The 17,721-nt window shown below is 36.1% G+C and carries 21 protein-coding genes; 18 read left to right on the top strand and 3 right to left on the bottom strand.

Going from position 1 to position 17,721, the window contains the following annotated elements; translation table 11 throughout:
• The 7 genes from BLW39_RS07110 to BLW39_RS02055 all read left to right on the top strand — a co-directional run.
• On the top strand, positions 1–583 hold a 583-nt coding region (locus BLW39_RS07110), incomplete at its 5' end, for a restriction endonuclease subunit S domain-containing protein (RefSeq protein WP_483099076.1).
• Positions 584–618: 35 nt separating this feature from the next.
• Entirely contained in the window at positions 619–825 is a 207-nt protein-coding gene (locus BLW39_RS07105) for a restriction endonuclease subunit S (RefSeq protein ID WP_244267947.1), read from the top strand.
• 138 nt (positions 826–963) lie between these two features.
• Complete coding sequence (locus tag BLW39_RS02075) at positions 964–1,146, top strand: hypothetical protein (RefSeq protein ID WP_059376587.1); 183 nt, start codon at positions 964–966, stop codon at positions 1,144–1,146.
• Between the two features lie 114 nt (positions 1,147–1,260).
• Positions 1,261–1,851 carry a site-specific integrase gene (locus BLW39_RS02070; RefSeq protein ID WP_059376580.1) on the top strand — a complete coding sequence of 197 codons (591 nt, stop codon included), beginning with the start codon at positions 1,261–1,263 and terminating at the stop codon, positions 1,849–1,851.
• Between the two features lie 60 nt (positions 1,852–1,911).
• Positions 1,912–2,904 (top strand): dsDNA nuclease domain-containing protein, encoded by a 993-nt coding sequence (locus BLW39_RS02065; protein ID WP_059376578.1) that lies wholly within the window; start codon positions 1,912–1,914, stop codon positions 2,902–2,904.
• Positions 2,901–4,328, top strand: a complete 1,428-nt coding sequence (locus BLW39_RS02060; protein ID WP_059376575.1) for a hypothetical protein — start codon at positions 2,901–2,903, stop codon at positions 4,326–4,328. The genes BLW39_RS02065 and BLW39_RS02060 overlap by 4 nt, the downstream gene beginning before the upstream one ends.
• Positions 4,329–4,375: 47 nt before the next feature.
• A complete protein-coding gene (locus tag BLW39_RS02055) occupies positions 4,376–4,621 on the top strand; it encodes a restriction endonuclease subunit S (RefSeq protein ID WP_059376566.1) in 246 nt (81 codons plus the stop codon).
• 648 nt (positions 4,622–5,269) lie between these two features.
• Here BLW39_RS02055 and BLW39_RS02050 read toward each other — a convergent pair.
• On the bottom strand, positions 5,270–5,854 hold the full coding sequence (locus BLW39_RS02050; protein ID WP_082138814.1) for a helix-turn-helix domain-containing protein: 585 nt from the start codon (positions 5,852–5,854) through the stop codon (positions 5,270–5,272).
• Between the two features lie 132 nt (positions 5,855–5,986).
• Here BLW39_RS02050 and BLW39_RS02045 point away from each other — a divergent pair, with 132 nt between their 5' ends.
• The 5 genes from BLW39_RS02045 to BLW39_RS02020 all read left to right on the top strand — a co-directional run bounded on the left by BLW39_RS02045 (position 5,987) and on the right by BLW39_RS02020 (position 10,110).
• Positions 5,987–6,196 (top strand): helix-turn-helix domain-containing protein, encoded by a 210-nt coding sequence (locus BLW39_RS02045; RefSeq protein WP_059376558.1) that lies wholly within the window; start codon positions 5,987–5,989, stop codon positions 6,194–6,196.
• A gap of 576 nt (positions 6,197–6,772) precedes the next feature.
• A complete protein-coding gene (locus tag BLW39_RS02035; RefSeq protein WP_143404245.1) occupies positions 6,773–6,991 on the top strand; it encodes a hypothetical protein in 219 nt (72 codons plus the stop codon).
• Positions 6,992–7,000: 9 nt separating this feature from the next.
• The gene (locus BLW39_RS02030; protein WP_059376546.1) at positions 7,001–8,191 is read left to right on the top strand and encodes a VapE domain-containing protein; all 1,191 of its coding nucleotides are present in this window, start codon (positions 7,001–7,003) and stop codon (positions 8,189–8,191) included.
• Between the two features lie 262 nt (positions 8,192–8,453).
• On the top strand, positions 8,454–8,801 hold the full coding sequence (locus BLW39_RS02025; RefSeq protein ID WP_059376543.1) for a hypothetical protein: 348 nt from the start codon (positions 8,454–8,456) through the stop codon (positions 8,799–8,801).
• 181 nt (positions 8,802–8,982) lie between these two features.
• Positions 8,983–10,110 (top strand): site-specific integrase, encoded by a 1,128-nt coding sequence (locus BLW39_RS02020; protein WP_059376541.1) that lies wholly within the window; start codon positions 8,983–8,985, stop codon positions 10,108–10,110.
• 113 nt (positions 10,111–10,223) lie between these two features.
• Here the strand turns inward: BLW39_RS02020 and BLW39_RS02015 are convergent, their stop codons facing one another.
• Both BLW39_RS02015 and BLW39_RS02010 read right to left on the bottom strand, forming a co-directional pair.
• On the bottom strand, positions 10,224–10,658 hold the full coding sequence (locus tag BLW39_RS02015) for a hypothetical protein (protein ID WP_059376539.1): 435 nt from the start codon (positions 10,656–10,658) through the stop codon (positions 10,224–10,226).
• Complete coding sequence (locus BLW39_RS02010) at positions 10,651–10,866, bottom strand: helix-turn-helix transcriptional regulator (RefSeq protein WP_059376536.1); 216 nt, start codon at positions 10,864–10,866, stop codon at positions 10,651–10,653. The genes BLW39_RS02015 and BLW39_RS02010 overlap by 8 nt, the downstream gene beginning before the upstream one ends.
• 292 nt (positions 10,867–11,158) lie before the next feature.
• Between BLW39_RS02010 and BLW39_RS02005 the strand changes: the two genes are divergently transcribed.
• From BLW39_RS02005 to csn2, 6 genes are all read left to right on the top strand, one after another.
• The gene (locus BLW39_RS02005) at positions 11,159–11,461 is read left to right on the top strand and encodes a hypothetical protein (protein WP_143404244.1); all 303 of its coding nucleotides are present in this window, start codon (positions 11,159–11,161) and stop codon (positions 11,459–11,461) included.
• A 151-nt stretch (positions 11,462–11,612) separates the two neighbouring features.
• Positions 11,613–12,311, top strand: coding sequence for a type II CRISPR RNA-guided endonuclease Cas9 (gene cas9 / locus BLW39_RS06965; RefSeq protein ID WP_059376526.1), 699 nt, complete (start codon positions 11,613–11,615; stop codon positions 12,309–12,311).
• Positions 12,254–15,553 carry a type II CRISPR RNA-guided endonuclease Cas9 gene (gene cas9, locus BLW39_RS02000; RefSeq protein WP_059376523.1) on the top strand — a complete coding sequence of 1,100 codons (3,300 nt, stop codon included), beginning with the start codon at positions 12,254–12,256 and terminating at the stop codon, positions 15,551–15,553. Before cas9 (BLW39_RS06965) ends, cas9 (BLW39_RS02000) begins: the two co-directional genes overlap by 58 nt.
• 243 nt (positions 15,554–15,796) lie before the next feature.
• Positions 15,797–16,672 carry a type II CRISPR-associated endonuclease Cas1 gene (gene cas1, locus BLW39_RS01995; RefSeq protein WP_059376520.1) on the top strand — a complete coding sequence of 292 codons (876 nt, stop codon included), beginning with the start codon at positions 15,797–15,799 and terminating at the stop codon, positions 16,670–16,672.
• 11 nt (positions 16,673–16,683) lie between these two features.
• Positions 16,684–16,989 (top strand): CRISPR-associated endonuclease Cas2, encoded by a 306-nt coding sequence (cas2, locus tag BLW39_RS01990; protein WP_059376518.1) that lies wholly within the window; start codon positions 16,684–16,686, stop codon positions 16,987–16,989.
• Positions 16,986–17,660, top strand: a complete 675-nt coding sequence (gene csn2 / locus BLW39_RS01985) for a type II-A CRISPR-associated protein Csn2 (RefSeq protein ID WP_059376515.1) — start codon at positions 16,986–16,988, stop codon at positions 17,658–17,660. The genes cas2 and csn2 overlap by 4 nt, the downstream gene beginning before the upstream one ends.
• Positions 17,661–17,721 lie beyond the last annotated feature (61 nt).

Genomic DNA, 17,721 nt, shown 5'->3' with positions numbered 1-17,721 from the left:
AATTTCTAATTTATCCACGGGCACAAAAATGCCTCGTTCAGATTGGAAGATAGTAGCTAATTCAGAATTCAGAGTTCCAATTAGTAATGTAGAACAAGCTAAAGTTGGAACACTATTCAAGAAATTAGACAACCTCATCACCCTTCATCAACGTAAGTTAGATTTACTCAAGGAACAGAAAAAAGGCTACTTGCAAAAAATGTTCCCTAAAAATGGTGCAAAAGTTCCTGAATTGCGATTTAAAGGATTCACGGATGAATGGGAAGAGCGTAAGTTAGGTGAATTAGCTAGTTTTTCAAAAGGCAATGGATATACAAAAAATGATTTAGTCGAATTTGGGGATCCAATAATTTTATATGGTCGCTTATATACAAAATATGAAACAGTTATTAAGAAAGTAGATACATTTGTAAATAAGAAAGATAAATCAATAATTAGTGAAGGATCTAAAGTCATAGTACCTGCATCAGGAGAATCTTCAGAAGATATTTCTAGAGCTTCAGTTGTTGGTAAATCAGGTCTAATTTTAGGCGGAGATTTAAATATAATTAAACCAGTAAATTATATTGATTCTATTTTTTAGCTTTAACTATTTCTAATGGATCTCAAAAACAAGAAATGTCGAAGAGAGCTCAAGGGAAATCTGTAGTTCATCTGCATAACTCTGATCTAAAGCAAGTAAATCTTTTATATCCAAAATTAGAAGAACAACAAAAAATCGGTTCATTCTTCAAACAGTTAGACGAGACTATCGCTCTTCATCAACGTAAGTTAGATTTATTGAAAGAACAGAAAAAAGGCTTTTTACAAAAGATGTTTGTATAGGGTCTATAATTACATAATAACCCCTCGAAAAGACTATTAAAACAGCCCTCACTATCCGCTAGTCAGATAATGGGGGGCTGTTTTTTCGTTAAATGATATAATAGACGCTATATTAACATCAATAATTGGAGGAATATCATGTTTAAAAACATCAAAGCCATTATAAGCGGAATAGGTGCCTTTCTAATTGCTGAATGGCTATACCATGTACTATCTCAAGATCCTAATATCAATATTTGGGTAGCCAGACTTTTGCCTATCCCGATAATTTTTATTCTCTTCTTTTCGATTGAATGGTTAATCGAAAAACTGGCAAAGTAACCTTTATCCATTTGATTTATAAATACGTCCGAAACCCTTGCTAAAAGCGGAATAGCACAAATGAAAGCTCGACAAAATAATGGTTATTTATTGTTAGAAAGGCATACATGTTTTATGGTTCAACAAATCGTACTCCCAATCAAAGACTCAAATGTTTTAAAGATGGTCCAATATACCTTACTAGATAGCTTTCGGGCTGGTCGTCGCAACTACACCATCTTTCAAGTTGGAAAAGCTACCCTACTACGGGTGAGTGATCTCATGACGTTAAAGAAATCAGACGTCTACAATCCTGATGGTTTGGTCAAAAATACCGCCTTTATTCATGATAAAAAGACAGGGAAAGCGAATACATTGTATCTAAAGCCTGTCCAACAAGACTTACTGCAATATCATGATTGGCTTGTCCAAGAAAATATCAATTCAGATTGGTTATTTCCCTCAACGTCACATTCAGATCGTCATATTACTGAGAAACAGTTTTATAAGGTCATGGCACGTGTTGGTGATCTATTAAGTATCAACTACCTAGGCACACATACGATGCGAAAAACAGGTGCTTACCGAGTCTATACGCAGTCAAACTACAATATTGGGTTAGTCATGCACTTATTGAATCATTCTAGTGAAGCCATGACCTTGACTTACCTTGGGTTAGACCAGGCTAGTAGAGAAAACATATTGGATCAAATCAATTTTGGATAAACATCCGTAGTAATATGTAAATTATAAACAATATATAGAATAGGATTGTAGTTAATCAATATGAATAATACTAACGCTTCAGCAACACAAGCAGGGTTTCATTACCAAGATATTGTGGGTCTAATACTATTAATTGATAATGCCACAGATGTACAATCAATTAATGTTGAAGGTGAAGATGATATAGATATACTTTTCAGAGACGGTAAATATGGATTCTATCAGGTTAAAGAAGTTCAAAACCCTGATACTAAAAATATGTCGACAAAATTAACAGAAGCTCTTAAAACTCTTGATGAAGATTCCAAAAATAAAAATTTAAAATCATTAACATACGTTTCGAACGCTAACAATCCTCTTGGAAATTTAAAAAATTCTAACGAATTTTTTAAACCATACGCATATTATAAATATAGTGATTTATCACAAAAACTTAAAACAAAAATTGATGATAAATTAGCAATTCATTCAAATATTGATAAAAATAAGCTAGGTGTTATGAAAATAGCTTATGAAGGATCAGATTCTATGACAAGAGAATCAGAACTGGATGCCAGAATACATAATTTTATTGGCTCAATGGGCTTATCAGCAGTGCATTTTAATAATCTAAAAAATGAATGGCGACAAATGATTATCAAAACAACGGAGTTCCCTCAAAAAACGATTACTAAAGAACAATTTTATTCGCATACTGTCGTTACAGCCATGTTTCAGAACCCCAATTTAGATAACTTTTTCAATGAATGTCAAATTTTACCAATTAATGAGGGATATATTCAGGATAGTTATCTTCACTACTTAAATCGGCTAATGGAAAACTTTCAATTAGTAAACTCTATAGAAACTAACTTCATGCTATTCAAACAAGCAAATTTAAGCTTGGGTAGACAAGATTTGATGATAAACTTCATAAACAATTACCATCTCCAACTTAAAAACGATCTTGGTCTAGTAGATGATGAAGATGATGACATAGCAAAGTTTATACTCTGGATTTCAATTAAAACTTACACTGTTACAAGAAATATAAAAGGAGTGATGAATTTATGAAAATCATCAAAATAAAAATAGAAAACAAACACGCCTATTTTGGTAAGCATTCATTAATTACAAGTAATAAAAATAGTGCTGGTAAAACTACTTTTATACGTCTATTACTATATAGTTTTGGATGGAATGTTCCTAGCACTAAGGGATTACAATTCAAAAAATTAGAAACTGAGTTAACACTAGAAAACTTTGATGATATATTTCAAATCAATCGTAATGGTGACAGTGTTTCTGTGTTTAAAAATGATCAATTAGTTGGTATCTTTGACAGTAAAAATGAATTGAATACCATTTTGAGTATTCTGACAGGAGTAACGCAACCTCAATTATTGGATAACCTGCTGGGATTATTATACTTTGATCAAGAGAAAGGATGGACATTATTAAACAGAGGCAATGTTATAGGAAGTATTAAATTTAATATTGAACGCCTATTAGAAGGACTTGATGATAGTAATTTTGATGATTATGCTGAAAAAATTAAAGATATAGACCATCAGATTCAAGGCTACCGAAATATATTAAAAATACTAGCCTATCAAGATAAGATTCGTTACGAAAGTACACAAATTGATTGGACATATCCTGATGAACTGAATGACAAATTGCGCTTAAACAAGCTAGATATTTCTTCACTAAAGGTTCAAATAGAATCACTCAATGAAGCCAAAAGAGAAAATAAAAGATTCAAAAAAATGATTACTGGTTTTGGATTAAGAGTTAAAACTGAATCTGGTGAAGAAGTAATCGTGTCAGAAAAAAATATCATTGGATTTGAAGAGACACAAAGTTTTATTGATGCGAGATTATCTATCTTAAATAGAAAATATTCAACATTGTTGTCTAATAAATCTAAAATAGAACTAAAGTTACAAGAACAGATGGACTTATTTGATTCAGAGTCGCAATTACAAACATTTAATAGCCTAGTTGCAAATATGAACTTAAATAGTTCAGATGTTGAGAAAATCATTTCAAATTTAAAAATTGAAGGAACCAACTTAAAGAAAAAATTATCAACAGAAATTAATAACTCTGCTTACTCGCACAAGCTGTATCAGAAAACAATGATATTTGCGAAATTTCTGGGTGTAGATCAATATCTTATTGATACTCCGGCGGTAATTAAATTAAATGAGCTAAAAAAGTATAGTGGTGCGGTATTACATCTGTTAGTATTTTCTTTCAGAATGGCAGATTTAAAGGTTTTTCAAGAAAAAACGTCTTTAATCTTACCCATAGTTATTGATTCACCATTTGGCAAGGAAATTAGCAAAGATAACGTATCTTTGATGTATCAATTAGTACACAAATATTTTCCTGATAATCAAATTATCACGGCTAGTATTGAAAATATTGAAGACATCACACAAATAGACAAAAAATATCTATTTGTGGACAATATGATGGACTCACTAGACTAATTAAGATGTGGTTAAGCTGACAAGCGGATCAACGAGAAAAGCAAAAGATGGACTATGTGATGCGCAAGAGCTTTTATTTGTATCAAGGAAATATTGCTAATGGTTCTAGAAAGGCAAAGCGTATCCACGTTGATACCTTTTCAGATATGCCGATTGATGTACCAACATTGGATGAACAAGATAAAATAGGATATTTCTTTGATCAGCTAGATAATCTTATCACTGCTAACCAGCGTAAGTTGGATTTGCTCAAGGAACAGAAAAAAGGCTACTTGCAAAAAATGTTTGTATAACAGCTACTAAAGTCCGAAAGGGCTTTTTTATTTGATTGTATAAATAAGCTATATAAGACGATTTAAGCGTTTTTATTTTATGTCAGTATTAGCTACACTAAAAACGTTTTAAAGTTTAACATACCCCCGCCCATGTTCGTCTGACGAATAGAGCGCTCACATATCGTCGCCTTGTATAAAAGTTCAATTTTTAAAATTTTTAGGTAGGGGGGGGTACATCCCCTAAAAGCCTATTAAACAGGCATTTGATAAAAATATTTAGTTGTTTTTGTCGGGTTTCTAGGGTGGGCTTATGGGGTACTTTTTAAAAACACAAATGGCTACACAAGAACGCTTGGCGGTTCATAACCACCCCAGAAAAAAACTTTTGAAAATGGGTGCGTAACACAAGGTGACGATATATGTGTGCTTTATTAAATATTCAAGATAGGGGGGGGCTATGATTTGCTGACGCTTTTGACAAAAGTGGCGAAAATGTTCAAACCTGCACCGAGATAGAGACGGGACAGATAACAATTAAACAAAAGACGTTGCATAGATTGGAAGAGGTGGCAAAATACAACCTCTTTACTTTTTTGCCAGAAGTGGCAGAAACGCTAAACATCCCCAATAAGAAAAGCCTTACTCAAACGAGTAGGGCTTTTTTTATTACTCATATCCACCTAATTCTGGTGGTAATTGTGTACGTTCTTCTAGATGTTCTAGCAGTTCGGTAATACGTTGTAAGTCTGCTTTCGCTTCTGGGGATGAGTTACGACCGAGTTCTGCTAGCATGCTTGTTGCTTTGTAGATATTGGCCTTTGTCGTATCGTCTTTAATCTCAACATTATAATCGATGTAATTATCAGGCAAACTCTCATTTTTAGAGATGACATCCAAGATGGGAGCGACTTGCTTCGTTGCCTTGATTTGTTCGTGCTTTTTACGTTCTTCATCGAAAACTTGAGGGTTAACATCTGCCATGTATCCAAGAGTCTTGTCCCACCATTCCTCCATTGTGTGCGATTCAAATGGTTCTCGTATATCACTGATACCCTGCAAATAACCAACAGACACACCAAAGAAATCAGACAGCTTTTGCCACGTTGCTAGTTTTGGTTCTGTTGTGCCGTTTTCGTAACGCATTAGGGATGGTGCTGATATTTTTAAATTATAATTTTTCTTTAATTGGTCAGAAAGCTTAGCTAAGCTAAGTTTTTTTTGTTGTCTAAGCTCTTTTATTCTGTTCATCATTACACCTCTAGTAAAGTAATTTTATCATAACGTTTCATAAATGAAAAATAAGTGTTGACGTTTCAACGATGTAATATTATACTTGTTTCAACGTTGAAATATTACAAAAATGAAATAAAAAGGAGTGCGGGAATGAAACAACATTTATATTATCTTACGCCAGATACACAAAAGGCGATTAGGCGAAAGCGTGGCGAGTTGTCCTTAACCAAGGAGAACCTAGCTAAGCAGTTGGGGGTATCACGTCCAACACTTAACAGAATAGAAGGACAAGCTGATGGCGTAGCCGTTCGCATTGATATTTACAAGCGGGTCTCTAATTGGCTTGCTGAACATGTATAGGAGGTAAGCACAGAGCATGGAACAAACAACGCAGACAGTCACAGAGTGGCCAAGGTGGCTTAACCTAAAAGACTCGGCCAAGTATGCAGGGTGTTCGTCGAACACTTTCAAGCGCCATTTAGTGAACACTGGACGAGTGCAGGCACACGTTACAGGGTACGGCACAATGTACGACCGCGACGAGATTAGCAAAGCGATTAAAGAATGGCATTAAGGGGGATGAGATGTAAGTTCGATAAGTACGCTTATACGAACTTACCATCAACTAACCTATAAGTGCGCCACGGCGCTGACACCTAAGCAACTCAAAAAATCTAAAGAAGTCAATAGCCCGGAAGAGGCGTTAGATAATGACCAGAAAGAACGACTAGAACGAGCTAAGCAACATATATCCTTGTATCTTCTGGACGGCAACGACTACCAAGACATCAAAGCAAAGTTATTTGCTGATATTTAAGAAAGGAGAGCCGAAAGCATGAAAAAGGCACAAAAAAAGACATCCCGTTAAGTTTGGCGACTAGAGGGGATGACTTGAGTACAACGCCTTTTTTAATGACTATTTGGCTATATTTTAACATGGAAAAACAAGAAGTAACAACGTTATATAAATTAGATCTTGAAATTATATCAGATTTATCATCAGAGATTAACGCCATTGCCCAGTTGTTAGCAGTAGCAATTAAAAATAAACAAGTGGATGAATACGACAGTGACACAATATTAAAAACTATCTCGGGTTTGTCAATTGATATTACTAACAAGGTTGTCGAGTTGTGTTTTGAGATGGAAAACTAGGGGGAATTAATGGCAATTAAAACAACAGTCATGGCCGAAACGCTTCTGGACAACTTCGATATTCAATATGACGAGTTCATCGGTCAAATTGTTCTTAAAAAAGACGTGCAAGGACAGGAAGTGTTAGTTGAAGCTGGTCAAATGACGGACAACAAAGCACGGCTTATTCAAGCGTTCTTAGAACGGAAATACGATAGTGCTTACCCTATGAGTAAATTATTCGAGGCAATCGAGTCGGCAGCTAGTCAACGTGTTTTTTCATCAGTTTATGACTGGATTGAATCAAAAAGCTGGGATAAGAAAGCACGCTTGTGGACGATTGGCGAAGAGTTATTCGGGGTTGATAACCCAGACATTAACAAGGCAATTGGCATTTGGATTATCAATTTAGTAGGCGGGGCTTACGGGGTTGATACAGGTAAATTCCAATACACATTGGATATTATCGGCAATCAAGGAACTGGTAAGACGTCGTTTTTAAAACGATTAGGCGGTCAGTATTATACCGACCAATTCATGTCTTTTAGCAAAAAAGACGACTTTGAAATCATGATGAAAAATCTAATCGTGAACGATGACGAAATGCAAGTGACGGCGATCAATAGTGACAAGGTGTTTAAAAAGTTTGTCTCAACGAACGAGTTCACTTATCGACCTGCGTATGCACGTAACAGTGAGACGAAAAAACGTCACTTCGTTATCTCAAGAACAACAAACGATAGTTCCTATCTAACTGATTTGGGTGGTAATCGTCGAATTATCCCGGTCATTGTGAACGATTATAAAATCAAGCAAAACGCTTTCAAGTTGCCAGATAGCTGGTACGAAAATGTATTAGCAGAGGCTCGTGATTATTATTCTGATGTGATTGTACAGCCAGACAAGACGATTGACGACATCAACAAACAGATGGAGTTGATTAGTTTTGAAAACATGACGGAAAACTTGAACGTATTCGCTGAAATCGATGACGTTATCATGAATGTTTTGAAATCAGAACACGAGTTTGACGAGTCAATTCGAGTGAGTGAGTTGAACGCGGCAATTGAACAAGAATTGTATAGCCAGATGATTGATTATCAATCTAAGGAACTAAAAAATCAGATTCAAATGGTCATGCAACGTGAAGGCTATGAAAAAAAGCCAGTTTATCTAAATAGAAAAACAGTTCGTTGCTTTGTCAAAAAAAGGATTACTTAAACATAAAAAAGCCTTACTTATAAGCGTGAAAACATTACATTTTCAAAAGTCGATAGTTATTGACTTCACAATTTTTTGGAAAAAAAAACGTAATTTGTAATTTTAAATGTAATTGCCAAACTAGTTACTAGAGTAAGGCTAAACACTAATTCATTACCTATTACATCTATTTTACTAATATTTATATATATGTATATATAGGAGTTTGAGCAACCCTTTGTGACTACTTTTATGTAACCAGAAAGGGATAGGAAATCAAATCATGAACATTTTTATAGCAATTTTACTACTGGTAATGGCTGGCCTTATCTTTTGCCAAAAGTGGCAAATGAACAAGTTTTATCAGGGGATGGTTATCTATCGATACTATGCCAAGCTACATGAAAACAAAGAGATCCATGCTGAAGAAGAGGCGGAAACGTTTCAAGACTTGCTTAATCAGTTAGGTTATGACGTGGACCGATTAGAAAACGGCGACAAAACACAGAAGACGCTCACAGAAGAAGAGGCGTGGGCTATTTATGATCGCCAGAAAATACGGGAAGTGCGGTTAAAAGTTGCGGATGAAGAGCTAGAAGAGGCCGAAAGGGTTTATAGCCTGAACAGCTAGGCTTAAAAGAGAGTTAAAAGATAAATAAAACTGTTACATTGTACAAAGGGACAAGATGGTGGCAAAATAAGAGGCGTGACGTTCATGGACTGTCAGTGACGGTAAAAACGCACGCCTTGTTTCATGACATCCCCATATTTTGCCCTTTTGTACATAGCTGGGGTGCTATGGAGGCAGTGATATGCAATTAAAAGAGGTGCAAACCAAGAAAGGCAAAGCGTGGGAAGTAGTCGGCTATTTAGGACTACAGCCCAACGGAAAAAGAAAGAAGGTACAAAAGCGAGGCTTTACAAGCAGACGTGAGGCGTCAGCATGGTTTAACAATGAAGTAACGTTATTTAGCAACGGACAAAGTCAATACAACGAAAAAGCCCCCAAAACAGTTTTTACTGTCAGGGAGCTTTATGAAATGTGGCTAGAAACCTACCAAAACACTGTAGAGGAAAGTACACTAAACAAAACACTAAGAATCTTTAGGCTTTATATTCTGCCTGATTGGGGCAATGTGCTAGTAAATGACATAACACCCATATCACTACAGAAATATATTAACACACTACAAAAGAAAATAATCTACTACCGTAAGGCGGTCGGATATTTAAGACGTTTGTTAGATATGGCGGTTAAATTGGGGATGATTGACGCAAACCCTTTTAGCAAGGTAGATATGCCACGACAGCGGAAGCAACAAAGTAGCCTACCGAAGTTTTTAGATGTTGAGGAATTTAAAAAGTTTATAGAGGTACTGGATGGCCAGTATTGCCATGTAAATAGGCAGGCGTACACACTGTTAAGGTTGGTTGCTTTCACGGGGATGAGAACCGAGGAAGTACTAGCTTTACAGTGGAAGCATGTAGACTTTAAAAATAATTACATTAGCATAGAGCAGGCCTTAGGCCGTGGAATAGGTGGCGGAACATATATAAAAGTTCCTAAGTCTGAAACGAGTCGGCGAACTTTAAAAATAGATCATAACATGATGAGAGCCTTGGCTAGGTGGTACGAGCTTAGCAACTATATTAAAAAGGTTGATTTTGTTTTTAACAACCAAGGAAAGCCATTACAGATATTAAGACCGAATAAATGGCTACACGAGGTAAGCAAGCGCTATGGAGTGGCAGTTGGGTTGTCTATGCACAAGTTAAGGCATACGTGGGCGACATTAGCGCTAGATAGAGGCGCAACAGTAAAACAGGTACAGACCTATTTAGGCCATGCAGACGCCTCAATCACATTAAACATTTATAGCGATATAACCAAGCGAGCAAGCGACGACACACCCGAGATATTAGCGGGGTTAATTGAATAAAATAGCGGATAAAGTAGCGGATAAACTCTAAAACGTTGATATATGAGGGATAAATAGACTCCCTCTGGGGCTACTAAGAGAAGGCATCCCGGTTGGGATGCCTTTTTCTATTCTTATTGATCGTAGTGGTTCCAAAGAAGATAGTACTGGATATTTGGTAAGAAGAGCGCCACTGCACACCAAACTGTCGCCAAGAAAATTTTAAATTCTAAAGTAATGCCGTCTGAAAAGACATTGGTGAGGACTACGAAACCAAATCCGATAATCAGATAATAGGAAACAAAGATTTTACTGTGGATCCTGAAAGCAATTTCTTTTTCCCGTTCATCCTGAATAAAATAGAAAGGGTCATACTGATTAGTGACTTTTACACCATATTTTTTTGGCAAATATAGGCTGGGGTAGGCTGAAATAACAAGGGCAAGAATCAGCAGTAGATAGGCTTGTGACCACTGCAAGAAGACGCCGAGCAATCCAGCTACTAAGATGGTGTGCCAAATAAGGTTAATCCAAAAGGTAAAGCGAATAATTTTTTGTGTCTTACTCATGTTCTCTCTCCTGTGGTCGTTCGTGAATGAATAGTTCTTGTACTGTTGTATTTAGGACTGCGGCTAAGTTAAAGGCAAGTGCCAGTGTGGGATCATATTTGTTATTTTCAATGGCATTAATGGTTTGCCGGGTAACGTTGGTCAGTTTCGCTAACTCATCCTGTGATAGCTTTAGTGCCTTTCGTCGGTCATGAATGTGATTTTCCATGTTGTTCTCCATTTTTGTAAAAAGTACTTTACAAATTTAGTAAAACATATTTTACATTTTATGTCTAGATGATTTGACATGTGCTGATAATCGTATTTAAATCTCATAGCAGATGAAGTCTATTATTTGAATGTCTTATGGTAATATTATTATTACCAGTACGATTACGACTTATTTTACGGATTGTGAGATTAAGGCGACCGTGAATGAGCGTCAGCGATAAATTTTATCCCAGTTTAATCTATTTGCGCTAAAATCAAGCAACACTGGAAGTAATATATGAGGTATAACCGTGATATTTTTTGGATTAATTTTAGTTATTTGGGGCATTTATTTGATCTTTAGAGGAGCGCTCCGCATTGTCCCTTATATTTTGTTGGCACTTGGTTTTGTGATGATTGTGCTGTTCTTCCTGAGTCACTGGTTACTGACTTTGTTGATTCTGGCCATTATTATGTACTTTGTCCATACGGGACGGCAGCGCAATGAGGCATTTCGTAACCAATATCGTCAAGCAGGTTTTGGCGCTAATTCAGATTCCGACACGAACCGTCGGGACATTAGTGATGAAGCAGAACAAAGTGATTCTAAATAACTATTATGAAAACGACCGAAAGGTCTTTTTTTCATGTCCATCTGTTTAACATGAAAAGTTTTATCGATACCACATATTAGAAAAGTTTTAATGTAAAATGATAGCTATGAATGTGAAAAAATTATTTAATAAATAATTGGAGGAGAAGCAAATGGGCTATAGTGTGGGATTGGATATTGGAACCGGTTCAGTCGGTTGGGCTGTCCTGACCGAAGAGGGAAAATTAGCGAGAGCTAAGGGAAAAAACTTAATTGGTGTGCGTCTATTTGAAACAGCTCAAACAGCGGCTGAAAGACGAGGAAACCGAACAACTCGACGTCGTTTGTCTCGAAGAAAGTGGCGTTTGCGTTTACTTGAGGAGCTTTTTTCTAGTGAAATTAATAAAGTTGATCAGAATTTTTTTGCTCGATTGAAGTTCTCTTATGTTCATCCAAAGGATGAAGCTAATCAAGCAAATTATTATGGAGGCTATCTTTTTCCAACTCAGGAAGAGACAAAGGCCTTTCATGAGAAGTATCATACAATTTATCATTTACGATATGCATTGATGACTGAAGATCGGAAGTTTGACCTCCGGGAAATCTATTTGGCGATGCATCATATTGTGAAATATCGTGGGCATTTTCTTAATTTTCAAGCCAAAATGTCTATTGGAAATACATACCAACCAGAGGAATTACAAAGTGCTATTCAAAACTATGCGGAAGCGAAAGGGTTGACTTGGTCACTTGATACCCCAACGGCTTTGACCGACGTTTTAGTTTGTCTAAAAAAGCCAAGGCAGAAAAATTATTGTCCGAATTTTCTTTTGATACCAAGGAAGATAAAAATGCTGTTCAGGCTATTTTAGCTGGAATTGTTGGTAACACTATTGACTTTACTAAGGTTTTTAATCGGGACTTAGCAGTGGATGATTTAAAGGCTTGGAAGTTAAAGTTAGATAGTGAAACGTTTGATGAACAAAGCCAAGTGATTGTCTCTGATTTAGATGATGATGAGTTGGAACTTTTTAATGCAATTCGGCAGGCCTTTGACGGCTTTACCCTGATGAATCTGTTGGGTGATCAAACTTCGATTTCCGCAGCGATGGTGGAACGTTATCAACAGCATAATCAAGATTTAAAATTAGTTAAAAAGTTAGCTAAAGCGCAGGAAATTTTACACAAGGAATTTTCAAAAATTTATTCGGCTTATCTTAAGGACGATTCGGATAAAGGGATGAAAACCTTGTTGGAGAACTCAGACTTATCAAGTGGAGATTTAACTGCTATTCAGCAACGCATTGAGAGCCATGATTTTCTACCTAAGCAAAGGACTAAGTCGAATTCTGTTATTCCTTATCAGTTACATTTGGCTGAAATTGAAAAAATTATCAGCAATCAAGAAAAATTCTATCCCTTCTTGGCAGAAACATTCAGTACAAGTGAGGGGCAATCGGTCAATAAGATTGTTGAATTAGTGAAGTTTCGAGTGCCCTACTATGTAGGGCCGATGGTGACGGTAGCAAATGTTGAACAATCTGGTGGTGACGCAACTAATCACTGGGTGACAAGAAATGCCGGCTTTGAGAAAAGTCAGGTTACGCCATGGAACTTTGATCAAGTGTTTAATCGTGATCAAGCTGCGCAAGATTTTATTGATCGTCTGACGGGGACAGATACTTATCTAATTGGTGAGCCAACTTTGCCTAAAAACTCGTTGAAATATCAGTTATTTACTGTATTGAATGAATTGAATAATGTAAAGATTGATGGACACAAGATTGATGAAGTCACTAAGCATGATTTGATTCAAGATATTTTCAAGTCAAAGAAGACAGTATCTGTGAAAGCGATTAAAGATTTTTATCTTTCAGAGGGCAAGGGTGAGGTTGCCATTACGGGTCTTGCTGATTTGACTAAATTCAATAGTACTTTATCGAGTTATATTGACCTAAATAAAATTTTTGATACAGAGTTTATGGAGAATCCGGCTAATCAACAGTTGCTAGAAGATGTGATTAAGGTTCAAACAGTTTTTGAGGATGCTAAAATTGCTGAAAGGGAGCTTCGTAAGCTTAATCTGACTGAGGAACAAGTACAAAAATTGGCAAAGACGCATTACACCGGTTGGGGTAATTTATCTGATAAATTATTATCGACTAAAATGATTTCTGAAAATGGTCGTAAAGTGTCAATTTTAGACAAGCTTGAAAAAACGTCTAAAAACTTTATGTCTATTATCACGAATGACCAATATGGTGTTCAGGAATGGATTAAGCAGCAAAATACTGCCGAGAGTAGTGAGAATATTCAAGATAAAATTGATGAATTAACGACCTCTCCTGCCAATAAGCGAGGAATTAAACAGGCGTTCAATGTTTTGTTGGATATCAAAAAAGCACTAGGTGAAGAACCGGAACGAGTATATCTAGAATTTGCTAAGGAAACCCAAAATTCTGTACGTACTAACTCTCGCTACAACCGTTTGAAAGAAATCTATAAGTCCAAGAGTCTTTCTGATGATGCCAAGGCCCTTAAAAAGGAATTGGAAAGCCAAAAAAATGCCCTGCAGAATAGCCGGATTGGCGATCGATTATACTTATACTTTATACAGCAGGGTAAAGATATGTATACCGGTCAACCAATTAATATTGATAAGCTGTCAACTGATTATGATATTGATCATATTATTCCTCAAGCATATACAAAGGACGATTCGATCGATAATCGTGTTCTAGTTTCTCGTCCTGAAAATGCCCGTAAATCAGACTCAGCATCTTATACGACAGAAGTTCGAGCTGCTGCTGGCGGATTGTGGAAGGCGCTTAAAAAGTCTGGCTTCATTTCTCAAAAGAAGTATGATCGTCTGACAAAGGGCGGAGACTATTCTGAAGGTCAGAAGTCAGGTTTTATTGCTCGGCAGTTGGTTGAAACACGTCAAATTATTAAAAATGTGGCAGCACTAATTGAAACAGAATTTAATGAAACGAAGGCAGTGGCAATTCGTTCAGAAATTACCTCTGATATGCGTCGACTTGTAGCGATTAAGAAGCATCGTGAAATTAATTCTTTCCATCACGCTTTTGATGCGTTGTTAATTACTGCGGCTGGTCAGTACATGAAAGTACGCTATCCCGATCGTGATGGTGCTAACGTTTATAACGAATTTGATCAGTATACAAATAATTATTTGAAAGAATTACGGAAATCGAGTGCTAGTGATACAGTACGTCGTCTCAGTCCTTTTGGTTTTGTAGTCGGAACCATGGCCAAGGGGAATGAAAATTGGTCGGAAGATAATACTAAATATTTGCGTCATGTGATGAACTTTAAGAATATCCTTACCACTCGACGAAATGGTAAGGATGATGGTGCACTGAATAAAGAAACTATTTATGGCGTTGATCCTAAAGCAAAATTGATTGGAACTAATAAACAACGTTCCGACGTTTCTTTGTATGGTGGGTATACTTATCCGTATTCGGCTTATATGACATTGGTGCGTGCAAATGGCAAAAATTTGTTGGTGAAGGTGTCAATTGCAGCAGCCAAGAAAATTGAATCGGGCCAAATTGATTTGATTGAGTATGTGAAGCAACAACCTGAGGTAAAAAAGTTTGAAAAAGTATTGATCAAAATGATACCGATTGGGCAATTGGTATTAAATGACGAAAAATTGATGTATTTAGTTTCTTATGAGTTTTATCATAATGCGAAGCAATTATGGCTTCCTTCAAAAGAAGCGGATTTCATATCACAACTAACCAAGGATTCGGTCGACGATGAATTGATTAAAGGTTTTGATTTATTAACTAGTGAAAAAGTATTGAAGCGTTTTCCGTTTTATGCGCAAGATTTACAAAAACTAATTTTTCTAAGAGAAAGTTTTAAATTTATTGATAATAAGTATGAAGTTCTGGAAACAATATTAAAGGGATTGCAATTAGATGCAGCGCAACAAAAACCCGTTAAGATGATTGATAAAACTGCTGTAGATTGGAAAAATTACAGACAACCTGGTGGTATAAAGCTATCTGATAATGCTGAGATTATCTATCAATCCACAACTGGAATATTTGAAAAACGCGTTAAAATTGCAGATTTGCTGTAAGAAAAAGGCACCGCTTAATAGTGAATAAAGCGGTGCCTTTTTGTATATAAAGACAAATAAAAAAGGCCATAAGGCCATCTTTTCAGATCATGAAGCTTGGACATAAGTCCTTGCGTTACTTTAACCCTGTATGTCAGATTAATGGGTTCTTCCAAAATAAATTTGTTAGCTAAACAAATTTATTTTGTGGTAGCTAACCACAAGTAAATTATAGCATATTAATTTAGAAAAGGGGAAAGAGATTTGGCGTGGAGAACAGTTTTAATTAATGAAAGAGCTAAAATTAATTTTAGAATGAATGACATCAACGTGCAAACAATGAATGATGCTTTTCAAATTCCAATTGATGATATTCGGGTACTGATACTAGGGAATACAAGGTCTGTGATTACATCATATGCAATTAATGAATTGAACAAGAAACACGTTAAAATTATAACTTGTGACGAAAAGGGGATGCCGGTTGGTGAATATTGTGGTTATCATGAAAATGTTCATCAAAATGAAAATATTCTAAAACAAATAAATTGGCAACAAAGATTGAAAGAAGAGTTATGGCAAAAAATTACTTCTGCAAAAATTGCCAATCAGCAGCAAGCACTACCAGCTGATATTAAAGAGCAGTATCACAAGTTATTAGAACTTAGTAAGAAGGTGCGCCCAGGAGATCCGGATAATATTGAAGGACAAGCGGCGAGGCAATATTTCTCGAGGATGTATGGGAAATCTTTTACACGGTCTAATGATGAACTATTGACCAATGCACATTTGAATTATGGCTATTCAATCTTATTATCGGCTGTTAGCCGTGAGATAGTGGCGGCTGGGTATTTGACACAGCTCGGTGTCCATCATCAAAGTAGTAGTAATGCCTTTAATTTAGCATCGGACTTAATGGAGCCTTTTCGTCCATATATCGATCGTGTCGTCCTATCACAACAGAATTTATCGCTCTCATTGGATTTGAAATTGAACCTAGTTAATGTTCTCAATGAAATCATTCAGTTCAATGACAAAAGAATGGAATTAGCGCAAGCAATACAGTTACATGTTTTGTCATGCGTCAAATATTTGAGCCAAGATAAGGCTGAACTGCCTGAAATGGATTTCGTATTATGAGGTATCGAATTATGCGTTTAATTGTCATGTTTGACTTGCCAGTTGAGACAACTGCTGAACAGCGGGCATACCGCCAATTTCGCAAGGCTTTGTTGAGTGAAGGTTTCTTAATGATGCAAGAAAGCATCTACGTCAGGGTTGTTACAAATCAAAAAGCGGCGAATTTGTTAGAAAAAAGAATAGTTGTTCATGTACCTAACAACGGGCTAATTCAAACGCTGCAGGTTACTGAAAAACAATATGCAAGTATGCACTTTTTGGTTGGAGAGCCGAAAAAAGATATTAAAAATCGAGATGACAAGGTGATTGTTATATGAGTATTGGGCAAATTAATATAGAAAATGTTGGCATTATTCAAATTGAAGAGGGGTTAAATAGCATCTCAATTGAAGTGCCGGAACTTTATGGAAGAGTAGTCAACACGATACAATTAGGAATTGACGATTTGATAGTGTATAGCGAAGATCATAAAACGAAGCAATTAAATAAAGTTGGAATTTTCTTGGGTGATCCAGTGAGTGGCGATAACATTAGGGATGCGTATAGTAAATTTGTTTTCAGCATTTTATCGCACTCTATTTCAGAGGAGGGGATGGAGCAGCTGTATAACTTGAACATAGAAATGCAATCGGTTATTAATCAAGAGATTATTGAGAATAATTTACCCTTAACTGTTGAAAGCGGTTGGGAACTTGAAAGATTGTTAAAATCGCAAAAGATAGAACTTGATAACCCGCATGAAAATAGGATTTCTGGTAAAATAGAGAATGTAATACACACTATGGGAATGCTTAATGAGAAACGTTATTTGATACTTACTAACCTTCCTTTGTATTGCGATATGTCAGAATTAAATTTACTCCATCAATGCCTTTTAGCTGAAGGTATTAATCTAATATCTCTAAACTTGTTGCGAGGAAACACCATTACTGATGAAAAATTTAAAGTCAGCCATATTGATCAAGATTTTGTACTATTTACGCAGTAGAAGTCTTGTAAGTATCGAGTGGTAGGCTTTAGATGTATGTCAGATTAATGGGGTTTCTTCC

The organism is Fructobacillus pseudoficulneus (genome assembly GCF_900108455.1).
GTDB lineage: Bacteria > Bacillota > Bacilli > Lactobacillales > Lactobacillaceae > Fructobacillus > Fructobacillus pseudoficulneus.
Note: the sequence above shows the minus strand (reverse complement) of the source record. Positions and strands in the feature narration are given on the sequence as shown.